The sequence below is a fragment of the Alloalcanivorax venustensis ISO4 genome (assembly GCF_015356855.1).
In the GTDB taxonomy this organism is placed as follows: domain Bacteria; phylum Pseudomonadota; class Gammaproteobacteria; order Pseudomonadales; family Alcanivoracaceae; genus Alloalcanivorax; species Alloalcanivorax venustensis.
In genome coordinates this window covers 1-11,386 of sequence record NZ_ARXR01000003.1, presented here as the reverse complement: position 1 = coordinate 11,386, position 11,386 = coordinate 1, and the positions used below count along the sequence as shown (strand labels likewise).

The following is an 11,386-nucleotide window of genomic DNA, read 5'->3' as shown; positions in this document are numbered from 1 at the left end:
GCTAATTTATCTTTTGCCGTGACAGGACACTGCCGTTTGAAGCAGCAGCGCACACGGTGGGGCGCCGAAACCTCCGCGGAATCAGATTCTTCGTTTGACAAGGTAGTCGTGCGGTTCAAGGGAAGAGAGAGGGCAACCACCGATTAGGGCTGCCCGGCTTGCAACCAGATGAAGAGGGGGATGTTTGCAGCAGCCCCAACTGGCTAGTCGAAGGAGCAAGTTGAACGGGCGTCCTAACGAATCCAGAAAGGGAAATCCCAGTGACGACGCTGCGTCGGAAGTCCATTCCCGACATAATGTTTGGTACCAGAGGCCGGACTTGAACCGGCACGCCCTCGCGGGCAACGGATTTTGAATCCGTCGTGTCTACCAATTCCACCACTCTGGCTTTGGCTTACCGCTGGACAGCGAACCCGCTGTCTCGGGCGGCGAGTATACCAAGCCCGGCCAACATTGCCAGCCGTTCAGCGCACCCGCAGCAGCAGCCAGATGCCCAGTACCAGGCACAGCAGCGGGGGTAACCCGGCGGCCAGCAGCGGCTCGGTGCGAAACACCAGGGACAGATGTCCAAAAAACTGCTGACCGTAGTTGAAGGCCAGCCCGGCGACGATGCCGGCGGCCATGCGCAGCCCCATGGTGACTTCGCGTAGGGGGCCGAAAATAAAGGAAATCGCGATCAGCACCATGCCGATGGTGGCCACCGGCATCAGCAGTTTCTGCCAGAACGCCAGCATATAGTCCGCGCTTTGCAGCCCCTGCTCTTTCATATAGCGGGTGTAGTTCCACAGCTTGGCCATGGCCAGCCGCCGGGGCTCCAGGACCACGATGCTGAGCAGCTGCGGGGTCAGGCTGGTGTCCCAGCGGCCGCCGCCTTCGGTGTAGGTTTCGGTGCGGTCGTCGCCGAAGCGGGTGCCCTGGATGTTCTGCAGCGTCCAGTGGTCACCCTGGTAGATCGCCCTTTCCACGAACTGGCTCTCTTCCAGCTGGTGATCGTCGTTGAAGCGGTAGCGGGTGAGGCCGTAGAGCACCCCGTTGGGCTGCACCGTATTAATGTGGATGAATTCGTCGCCTTCCCGGTGCCAGAAGCCGTATTCGCTGCGCAGGGCCTCGCCGCCGCCCTCCTGCAGGGAGCGGTTGCTCTGCGCCACCTGCTCGGTATACGGGGCCAGATATTCGCCCACCGGCACCGACAGCAGCATCAGGAAAATCACCGGGCGCAGCACCATCCAGCTGACCTGCAGGGTGGACACCCCGGCGGCGCGGATCACCGACAGCTCGCCACTGTTGGCCATCAGCCCCAGGCCGATCAGGGTGCCGAGCAGAATCGCCATGGGCAGATATTCATGGAAGCGGCGCGGCACCGTGGTGAGCACGAACTGCAGCGCCTGCATCACCTGGTAACCGCCACGCAGGAACTCCAGCTCGTAGATAAAGCTGAACAGGCAGTCCAGACCGACGATGATCGCCACGATGGCCAGCGACGGCAGCAGCACGGAACGCCAGAAATAGCGCTTGAGAAGGGTCATGCGCGGGCCCTCCTCGGCTTGAGCCGGTCACCGAAGTAGAGCATGAAGACGGCGAACCCGGCGATCAGGTGGATCAGCCCCATGGAGTAGTACCAGGGCCGTTCGCTGCCGGGCACTTCGGCGATCCAGCTGCGCATGGTCAGCAACAGCCCCACGTAAAGCATGTAGCCCAGCACCGCGGGGATCATGCGCAGGAACCGTCCCTGGCGGGGGTTGACCCGGGACAGCGGCACGGCGGCGAGACACATGATCGGCACCGTGAGCACCAGCGACCAGCGCCAGGCCAGCTCCGCCATGGCCTCGTTGCCGCCGTCATCGATCAGATCCAGGGTGGAGCGACCGCGCACTTCGGGCGGGCGGCTGCTGGAGCGCTCGCTGCCGATGCGCACGCGGGCTTTCTCGAAGGCCACCTCCCGGTAGTCCGCTTCGCCGGGTTTGCCCTGGTACTGGTAGCCGTCGGTCAATTCCAGGTAGCTGATACCGTCCTGCTGCACCAGGTTGCCGCTGCGCGCCCAGACCGTGAGCAGGCGGCCGGCCTCCTCGCTGGAGAAGCTGGCGTCGGCCACGAACACGTTTTCCAGTACGCCTTCCTCACGGTTGAGGCTTTCCGCGTAGGTGGCCCGCTGATTGTCGTCGTCGCCTTTGACGTGGAAGCGCCCCGGGGTGAGCAGTTCCAGCACCGAGCGCCCCTTCTGTTCCTCGAAGATGCGGTTCACCTCGGCGTCCCCTTGCGGGGTGACGTAGAGGGCGAACAGGGCGATCACGCTCATCGCCACCAGGGCGGGTACAATCAGTGAGCGGACCACCCGGCCGTCGCCCTGCCCGCCAGCGCGCAGCACCACCATCTCGTTGTCCATGTGCATGCGCCCCAACACCAGCAGGATGGCGATGTAGAGGCTCAGCGGCAGGATCATCTGCAAGAACTCGGGGAGCCGGAACGCCATCACCAGAAACAGGGCGTCCGCGGCGATCTGCCCGGCGGCGGCCTCGGCTAAGTACTTGATAAAGCGGCCACTGACCAGCACCATCACCAGAATGAAGGTGACCAGTACCGTGGTCATGAATACCTGTCGATTTATATAGCGGTGTAATATCAACGTCGGCCCCGCCCGCACTTAACCTGCACTGAAAGTGTGCGGCATTGTAACTCAGGAGACAGCATGGAGTACGCCATTAGCCATTCCGCTTTAGCAAAAATCAAAGCGGATTGCGTGATTCTTCCCTTGAGCAGCGACGCAACCCTGCCTGAAAACCTGCCCGATGAGACACGCGAAGCGGTCAAGGCGTTCATTAAGGCCGGAGATTTCTCCGGCGACAAGGGCCAGACCGCGTGGTTGCATCAGCCGCCGGGCCTGACCGCCAGCCGCCTGTTTCTGGTCGGCTGCGGCGACAAGAGCGAGCTGGACGGCAACGCCTTCCTGAAACTGGTCGGCCAGGTGAGCCGCACGCTGCAGCGCGGCCCGGTCAAGCAGGCGGTGTGGGTGCTGGGCTCGGTGGCCGTGGCCCGGGACACCGAATGGCAGGTGCGTGAAGGCACCCGGGTGGCGGAAGAAGCCGCCTACCGGTTCGACCTGTACCGCAGCAAAGCGCCCAAGGCGGCGACGCTGAAGAAGTGGACCTTCTGGGCGGCCGAACGCAATAACGGCCTGAAGAAGGCCTCCAACGTGGGCAAGGCGGTGGCCGCCGGGTCCGCGCTGGCCAAGGACCTGGGCAATATGGCGCCCAACGATTGCTACCCGGAGTACCTGGCCAAGCGCGCCCGTCAGCTGGCCAAGGACTATGAGAAAAAGCTGTCCGTTAAGGTGATCAGCCACGCCCAGGCGGAAAAGATGGGCATGGGCGCGTTTTGCGCCGTGTCCCAGGGCAGCAGCCGCAAGGGCTGCCTGATCGTGATGGACTACAAGGGCGCCACCGGCAAGCCGGTGTCCCTGGTCGGCAAGGGCATCACCTTCGATACCGGCGGTATCTCCCTGAAACCCGGCGCCAGCATGGACGAGATGAAGTACGACATGGGCGGCGCCGCCAGCGTGTTCGGGGCGATGAAAACCGTCTGCGAGCTGGGGCTGCCGATCCACCTGGTGGCCGTGGTGGCGGCGGCGGAAAACATGCCCGACGGCGAAGCCACCCGCCCCGGGGACATCGTCAAAACCCTGTCCGGCCAGACCGTGGAGATCCTCAACACCGACGCCGAGGGCCGGCTGGTGCTGTGCGACGCCCTCACCTACGTGCAGCAGAAGCACAAGCCGCACACGGTGATCGATGTGGCCACCCTGACCGGGGCCTGCGTGATGGCCCTGGGCAGCCACGCCCAGGCGGTATACAGCAACGACGACGCCCTCAGCGAGGCACTGCTGGAAGCGGGCCGGGACACCGGCGACCGGGGCTGGCCGATGCCGCTGTGGGAGGACTACCAGACCCAGCTGGACAGCCCGTTCGCGGACATGCAGAACATCGGCGGCCCCAAGGGCGGCTCGATCACCGCGGCCTGCTTCCTGCACCGCTTTGCCCGCGACGTGAAATGGGCGCACCTGGACATCGCCGGCACCGCCTGGAACAGCGGCGGCAAGGAGAAGGGCTCCACCGGCCGGCCGGTGCCGATGCTGACCCGCTACCTGATTAACCTGGCGGAGCGCAAAGGCTGACCCCTTGACGGAAATACTGTTCTACATCACCGAACAGGCCGGCGAAGGCATGCAAACCGCCCTCGCCCGCCGCATCGCGGAGAAGGCCTGGCGGCAGTCCCGGCGCATTTATGTGCACTGCCGGGACGACGCCCACGCCCGCGAGGTGGATGCCGCCTTCTGGGCGCAGCCGGCCACCGGCTTTCTGCCCCACGACCTGGCGGCGGACACGCCGATGGCAGAGACGCCGGTGGTGGTGGGGCACGGCGACGACCCCGGCGACCACCACGATGTGCTGATCAACCTGGCGCCGGAGGTGCCGGACTTCGCCACCCGTTTTCAGCGGGTGGCGGAAATGATCACCGGTGACGGCCCGCTGCGCGAGGCGGGCCGGGCCCGTTTCCGCTTCTACCGCGACCGCGGCTTCCAGATTCAGAGCCACCGTCTCTGAACCACGGAGCGCGACGGCGGCGCCCCCTTTCGCTATAATTCGCCCTTCGTTTTTGCGGTGAAGACAGCGGAGATCATGGATAAAACCTACCAACCCGACAGCATCGAGCAGGCCTGGTACCAGACCTGGGAAAAGGCAGGCCATTTCCGCCCCTCCGGGGAGGGCGAATCCTTCGCGATGATGATCCCGCCGCCGAATGTGACCGGCAGTCTGCACATGGGGCACGCCTTCCAGGACACCATCATGGACACCCTGGTGCGCTATCGCCGCATGCAAGGCCGCAACACCCTCTGGCAGGTGGGCACCGACCACGCCGGCATCGCCACCCAGATGGTGGTGGAGCGCCGCCTGGCGGCGGAAGGCACCGACCGCCACGAGCTGGGCCGCGAGCGCTTCCTGGACAAGGTCTGGGAGTGGAAGGCGGAATCCGGCGGCACCATCACCCAGCAGCTGCGCCGCATGGGCAGCAGCGTGGACTGGTCCCGGGAACGCTTCACCATGGACGACGGCCTGTCCAACGCGGTGCGCGAAGTGTTCGTGCGCCTGCACAGCGAGGGCCTGATCTACCGCGGTAAACGTCTGGTGAACTGGGACCCGGCGCTGCACACCGCGATCTCCGACCTGGAAGTGGAAAACCGTGAAGAACAGGGCCACATGTGGCACTTCCGCTATCCGCTTTCCGACGGGTCCGGGCACCTGGTGGTGGCCACCACCCGCCCGGAAACCATGCTCGGTGACACCGCCGTGGCGGTGCACCCGGAAGACCCGCGCTATAAGGATCTGATCGGCCAGACCGTGCGTTTGCCACTGGCCGACCGCGATATTCCGATTATCGCCGACGATTACGTGGACCCGGACTTCGGCTCCGGCTGCGTGAAAATCACCCCGGCCCACGACTTCAACGACTACGAAGTGGGCAAGCGCCACGATCTGCCGCAGATCAACCTGTTCACCATCGAGGCGCATCTGAACGACAACGCGCCGCAAGCCTACCGCGGCCTGGACCGGTTCGACGCCCGCAAGAAAGTGGTCGACGATCTGGACGCGCAGGGCCTGCTGGAGAAAGTCGAGGATCACACCCTGCAGGTGCCGCGCGGCGACCGCTCCGGCGTGGTGATCGAACCCTATCTCACCGACCAGTGGTTCGTGGCAGTGGAATCCCTGGCCAAGCCGGCCATTGAAGCGGTGGAAAACGGCGACATCCAGTTCGTGCCCAAGAACTACGAGAACATGTACTTCTCGTGGATGCGCGACCTGCAGGACTGGTGCATTTCCCGGCAGCTGTGGTGGGGCCACCGGATTCCCGCCTGGTACGACGAGGACGGCAACGTCTATGTGGGCCGCGACGAGGACGAGGTGCGCCGCGAGCACAACCTGGGCGACCGCCCCTTGAGCCAGGACGAGGACGTGCTGGATACCTGGTTCAGCTCCGCGCTGTGGACCTTCTCCACCCTGGGCTGGCCGGAACAGACCGACGAGCTGAAAACCTTCCACCCCACCGATGTGCTGGTCACCGGGTTCGACATCATTTTCTTCTGGGTCGCGCGGATGATCATGATGACGCTGAAGTTCACCGGCCAGGTGCCCTTCAAGCAGGTGTACGTCCACGGCCTGGTGCGCGACGCGGAAGGCCAGAAGATGTCCAAGTCCAAGGGGAATGTGCTGGACCCGCTCGACCTGATCGATGGCATCGACCTGGACACCCTGGTGGAAAAGCGCACGCGCGGGCTGATGCAGCCGCAGAAGGAAAAGCAGATCGCCAAGCGTACGCGCAAGGAGTTTCCGGACGGCATCAACGCCTACGGCACCGACGCGCTGCGCTTCACCTTCCTGTCGCTGGCCTCCACCGGCCGCGACATCAAGTGGGACATGGGCCGCATCGAGGGCTACCGCAACTTCTGCAACAAGATCTGGAACGCGGCGCGCTACGTGCTGATGAACACCGAGAACCAGGACTGCGGCCTGGACGCGGACAGCGGCGAGGTGACCCTGTCCCTGGCGGATCGCTGGATCGTCAGCGCGCTGCAGCGTGCCGAAACCGAAGTCACCGAGGCGCTCGACCAGTTCCGTTTCGACGTCGCCTCCCACGCCGCCTACGAGTTCATCTGGAACGAGTACTGCGACTGGTATCTGGAGCTGTCCAAGCCGGTGCTCTACGGCGACGAATACAGCGAAGCGGAAAAACGCGGCACCCGGTGCACGCTGGTGCGGGTGCTGGAGGCGATTCTGCGCCTGGCGCATCCCTTCATGCCGTTCATCACCGAGGAGATCTGGCAGAAGGTGGCCCCGCTGGCGGGCAAGACGCCGGCGGCGGAGGGCGCCGATGCCACCATCATGCGCCAGCCGTTCCCGGTCAGCGACAGCGCGCGCCTGGCCCCCCAGGCGGAGAGCGACATCGAGTGGATCAAGGCGGTGATCACCGTGATCCGCAACATTCGCGGCGAGATGCGCATCCCGCCGGGCAAGGCGCTGGACGTGTACCTGCACAACGGCAAGGACATCGACCGCGAGCGCCTGGCCGCCAACCACAACTTCATGTGCCGGCTGGCCAAGTTGGAGCGCATCACCTGGCTGAACGCCGAGGATTCCGCCCCGGCGTCCGCCACCGGTCTGGTCGGCGACATGGAAATCCTGGTGCCGATGGCCGGCCTGATCGACAAGGACGCGGAGATCGAGCGTCTGGGCAAGGAGATCGACAAGCTGCGCAAGGAAGTGGCCCGTGGCGAGAGCAAGCTGCGCAATCCCAACTTCGTCGATAAAGCCCCCGACGAAGTAGTCGCCAAGGAGCGCGAGAAACTGGACGACCACCGCTCGCAACAGGCCCGTCTGGAAGAGCAGATGGAGAAGATCAAGTATCTTTAGGCGCGCGCCGAGCACGCCGCGTCAGGAGGCACGGCCTTGACCGACAATGACCCGCGCCGGGCGCGCATACTCGCCACCGCCCGGGATGTGTTCGCCGAACAGGGGTTCCGCCGGGCGGAGGTGAAAACCATCGCCCAGCGCGCCGGTGTCGGCAAGGCCACCATCTACCGCTTCTTCCCGTCCAAGGACGCGCTGCTGCTCACCGTGGTGGAGGAAAACCTCACCGCGATCCGCGACCTGGTGCTGGGCGAGCTGCTCAACGGCGCGCCGCCGCTGCAGCGCCTGGAGAATGTGTGCCGCGCCGTGGCCCGCTTTCTGGAAAGCGAGCGCGATTTCTCCCGGCTGCTGATCCAGGAAGCCGGTGAGTTTCTCGGCCCGATCCAACAACGCTATCTGCGCCTGGTGGAAGACAACCTGCCGGTGGCCGACGCCTTCTTCAACGAACTGCGTAACGACGGCTACTTTGCTGCACTTTCCACCCGGGACACTATTTTGATGATGGTGAATCTGCTGGTGGGCACCACCTACACCTGGGTGCTCACCGGCGAAGGACGGCTTGAGCACCAGGCCGTCAGTTACATGGAAGTGCTGGTGCGCGGCCTGCGCGCCGGCGACGCCTGAAGGAGGCCGCATGCGCATCTCAACGCTTTTTGCTCTCGCCACTCTGTGGCTGGCCGGCACGGCCGTGGCCGCGCCGCTGGAACAGATTCTGGAAAGCCCCCACCGCGAGGCGGACAGCGGCCGCGACGGCGATCGCCACCCCGCCGAGACCCTGGCGTTCTTTCAGGTCGAGCCGGATATGACGGTGGTGGAAGTCTGGCCCGGGGGCGGCGGCTGGTATACCGCCATTCTGGCGCCCTGGCTGCGCGACCACGGCACCCTGTACGCGGCGCAGTTTCCCGCCGACAGCGGCGTCGATTTCTACCGGCGCGCCCTGCAGCGCTACCAGGAGAAGCTGGCGGCCCGCCCGGCGCTCTACGACCAGGTGAAAATCACCCATCTGGGGCCGCCCGAGCACACCGACATCGCGCCGGCCGGCAGCGCCGACCGGGTGCTCACCTTCCGCAACGTGCACAACTGGGCCAAGGCCGGCACCGCCGAGGCCGCCTTTGAAAGCTTTTTCCGGGCTCTGAAACCGGGCGGCGTGCTGGGGGTGGTGGAACACCGGGCCCCCGCCGGCCGGCCGCTGGAAGAGCAAATCGAGTCCGGCTATATGACCGAGGCGTACGTGATTGAGCAGGCGGAGAACGCGGGCTTCGAACTGGAGGCCAACGCCAGTATCAACGCCAACCCGGCGGACGATACCGAGCACCCGGCCGGGGTCTGGACCCTTCCGCCCACCCTGCGGCTGGGGGAAGAGAACCGGGACCGCTATCTGCGTATCGGTGAAAGTGACCGCATGACGCTGCGGTTCCGCAAGCCGGAGTAGCGCTTCAGCTCTGTGGCCGCTCCAGCATGCCGGGAGTGGCGTCGGCGCCCAGCACCACCGATTCGGCGATGCCGATCATGGTGCGGCGGCACTGCTCCAGACGCTGGGCGGAAAATTCGCCGTTCTCGAAGATGTACAGGGAATAGTTTTCCAGAATCCAGAGCATGGTGCGCATTACCAGCGGCTCCATGTCCCGCTGGGTCAGCCGGCTGATCTCCGACGACAGCACTTCCGCGGCAATCTGCTGGGCACGCACCCGGTGTGGGGCCAGCGCCGAGTTGGAGGAGCGGGCCTCCTCCATCATCAGCTTGATCACCGGCCCCATGCTGACGTGGTAATTGAAATACACCTCGGTGGTGTTGGTGATGATCTCCTTCACCGACTGGGCCTGGCGCATTTCCTGATGGAAGTGCAGCAGCATGTTATCGATAAAAATCCGGTAGATGCTCTCCAGCACGTCCATCTTGTTGCGGAAGTACTTGTAGAAGGTGCGCCGGGACACTTTGGCGGCGTCCAGCAGGTGCTGCACGGTGGTCCTGGCCAGCCCGCGCTGGGCGAACACATACATGGAGTGGATCAGAATCTCCGCGCGCGCCTGGGAGCGCTGGCCGCCCTCCTCTTCCGCGTGGGCCTCCAGGACCTGATTGACGACCTGACGTATGGCGTCCAGATCTTCCGGTGTGCGTTGCACGTGATTTTTCCCCTGTTTTTGTTTACCCGGCTGGCTAGCTTAACCAAGGCCATCCGGGCCGTAAACAGGCAGTCTATCACGCCGCTATCAGCGTTCCCCCGCTACCACCGGACGACCCTTTACCCTTTTTCAGGCGCTTCCAGACTTTCTCGTGGAAGTGGTACGCCACGGTGTTCACGCAGGGTTCCACCAGCGCGGTGGCGCCACCGATGCGCCAGTCTCCGGTCATCGCCCAAACCACCAGGAAGGCGATGCTGATATGCATGATGCCAAAGCTGAATGTTTTACCCATGGAGCACCTCCTAGATGATGAGTAAATGATATCCATTCTCACAAATAGGTAAAGCACGCATTTTCTCATTGCGCCGATAGATCCTCTCTATTCAGCTTTCGGGGCGGAGCGGTTAATTGTTGTAAAGGCACCTGTCGCCTGGGTGCGATTTCCTCCTCCACGGCCTAAGCTAGCAGCACGCCCCTCGGGGCGCCCCATTCACCAGCCAAGGACTCTTACATGGAGCGTAAAGCGCTACTGATTCTGCACGGCAAACAGGCGGCCCATCAGGCTCTCAGGGAAGCGGTCATGAGCCGCCGGGAAGACGGCTGGGACCTGGCGGTAAGAGTCACCTGGGAAGGCGGCGACGCGGAACGCTATGTGGACGAGGCGCTGTCCCTGGGCTACCGCACCATCATCGCCGCGGGCGGTGACGGCTCGGTGCGGGACATCACCCAGGCGATGATGGCGTCCGGGAAGCCGGACCTGGCACTGGCCATAGTCCCCATGGGCACCGCCAACGACTTCGCCACCGCCGCCGGCATACCGGAAGACCCCGCTGAAGCCCTGGCGCTGCTCGACCGACCGCCCCGACCGGTAGACGTGATCCAGGTAAACGACAGCTATTTCCTCAATATGGCCACCGGCGGGTTCGGCACCGAGGTGACCACCCAGACGTCGGAGGATCTGAAAGAACTGCTGGGCGGCGCCGCCTATTTGCTCACCGGGCTGACGCGGTTCGCGGAAGTGCGTCCGGCGGAGGGGCATTTCCGGGGGCCTGATTTTGAGTGGCAGGGTGAATTTCTCGCCCTGGGGCTGGGCAACGGCCGCCAGGCCGGCGGCGGCCAGCGGCTGTGCCCCGAGGCCTGCATCGATGACGGCCTGATGGATGTCGCGATTCTGCCTTCGGATATGGATCTTCTCGCCGGCGTGCGGGGGCTGTTCAACAGCGGCAACGGCAACGGCAACGGCAACGGCGAGCGTGAGGGATTGTTCGTGCGTGCACGGGTCAGCGAGCTGGAGATCGAGACCCCGGAGCCGATGCATTTGAATCTGGATGGCGAGCCGTTGAAGGATCAGCGGTTTAAGTTGAAGGTGCTGCCGGGGGCGATGGGGCTGGTGGTTGGGGAGGAGTGTCCGATGATGGGGGTGGAGAAATAGGTTTAGGACGGGCTCGAGGTCTGGCTTTGTGGGAGCTGGGCCTTGTGGGAGCTGGGCTTGTGGGAGCGGGCCTTGCCCGCGAAAGGCCGGCTCTGCCGGCCGGCAGGATTCCAGAGAGGTTTGGAGTGGGGCTGACCTACTGACCTGCTTAGGTCGCTTTGCCGGTAGCGGAGGCTTGGCGTGGGATGACCTACTTTAGGTCGCTTTGCCGGGAAGATTGGTGTGGTGCGTGGAGATGACCTACTTTAGGTCGCGAGCTTGCTCGCGATCGCTTCGCGACGCCTTCGGCGCCTCCGCCTGGCTCCTTCGGAGCATCGGCGGTCACATGGCCTTGTAGGGACAGAAGATCATCGTATCTTAAATATAAAAAACCC

General features: G+C 64.2%; 10 protein-coding genes and 1 tRNA gene. 6 read left to right on the top strand and 5 right to left on the bottom strand.

All coding sequences use genetic code 11. From position 1 onward, the window contains the following. Positions 1 to 301 precede the first annotated feature (301 nt). The 3 genes from ISO4_RS02260 to lptF all read right to left on the bottom strand — a co-directional run bounded on the left by ISO4_RS02260 (position 302) and on the right by lptF (position 2,641). Positions 302 to 388 (bottom strand) — tRNA-Leu (locus ISO4_RS02260). Positions 389 to 464: 76 nt separating this feature from the next. Then, positions 465 to 1,526, bottom strand: coding sequence for an LPS export ABC transporter permease LptG (gene lptG, locus ISO4_RS02255; RefSeq protein WP_194855022.1), 1,062 nt, complete (start codon positions 1,524 to 1,526; stop codon positions 465 to 467). After that, positions 1,523 to 2,641, bottom strand: coding sequence for an LPS export ABC transporter permease LptF (gene lptF / locus ISO4_RS02250; RefSeq protein ID WP_255442476.1), 1,119 nt, complete (start codon positions 2,639 to 2,641; stop codon positions 1,523 to 1,525). Before lptF ends, lptG begins: the two co-directional genes overlap by 4 nt. Positions 2,642 to 2,686: 45 nt before the next feature. On the opposite strand from lptF, the gene ISO4_RS02245 reads away from it, so the two are divergent. The 5 genes from ISO4_RS02245 (at position 2,687) to ISO4_RS02225 (ending at position 8,889) form a co-directional block, all read left to right on the top strand. Then, a complete protein-coding gene (locus ISO4_RS02245; protein WP_194855021.1) occupies positions 2,687 to 4,168 on the top strand; it encodes a leucyl aminopeptidase in 1,482 nt (493 codons plus the stop codon). A 4-nt stretch (positions 4,169 to 4,172) separates the two neighbouring features. Next, a complete protein-coding gene (locus ISO4_RS02240) occupies positions 4,173 to 4,598 on the top strand; it encodes a DNA polymerase III subunit chi (RefSeq protein WP_194855020.1) in 426 nt (141 codons plus the stop codon). 75 nt (positions 4,599 to 4,673) lie between these two features. Next, positions 4,674 to 7,460 (top strand): valine--tRNA ligase, encoded by a 2,787-nt coding sequence (locus ISO4_RS02235; protein WP_194855019.1) that lies wholly within the window; start codon positions 4,674 to 4,676, stop codon positions 7,458 to 7,460. A gap of 36 nt (positions 7,461 to 7,496) precedes the next feature. Beyond that, a complete protein-coding gene (locus tag ISO4_RS02230) occupies positions 7,497 to 8,081 on the top strand; it encodes a TetR/AcrR family transcriptional regulator (protein WP_194855018.1) in 585 nt (194 codons plus the stop codon). Positions 8,082 to 8,091: 10 nt separating this feature from the next. Next, entirely contained in the window at positions 8,092 to 8,889 is a 798-nt protein-coding gene (locus ISO4_RS02225) for a class I SAM-dependent methyltransferase (RefSeq protein WP_194855017.1), read from the top strand. Positions 8,890 to 8,893: 4 nt separating this feature from the next. Here the strand turns inward: ISO4_RS02225 and ISO4_RS02220 are convergent, their stop codons facing one another. Then, on the bottom strand, positions 8,894 to 9,580 hold the full coding sequence (locus ISO4_RS02220; protein ID WP_142949020.1) for a TetR/AcrR family transcriptional regulator: 687 nt from the start codon (positions 9,578 to 9,580) through the stop codon (positions 8,894 to 8,896). 76 nt (positions 9,581 to 9,656) lie between these two features. Next, positions 9,657 to 9,872 (bottom strand): DUF2061 domain-containing protein, encoded by a 216-nt coding sequence (locus ISO4_RS02215; RefSeq protein WP_067612176.1) that lies wholly within the window; start codon positions 9,870 to 9,872, stop codon positions 9,657 to 9,659. A 219-nt stretch (positions 9,873 to 10,091) separates the two neighbouring features. Here ISO4_RS02215 and yegS point away from each other — a divergent pair, with 219 nt between their 5' ends. Beyond that, positions 10,092 to 11,012, top strand: coding sequence for a lipid kinase YegS (gene yegS / locus ISO4_RS02210; protein WP_194855016.1), 921 nt, complete (start codon positions 10,092 to 10,094; stop codon positions 11,010 to 11,012). Positions 11,013 to 11,386 lie beyond the last annotated feature (374 nt).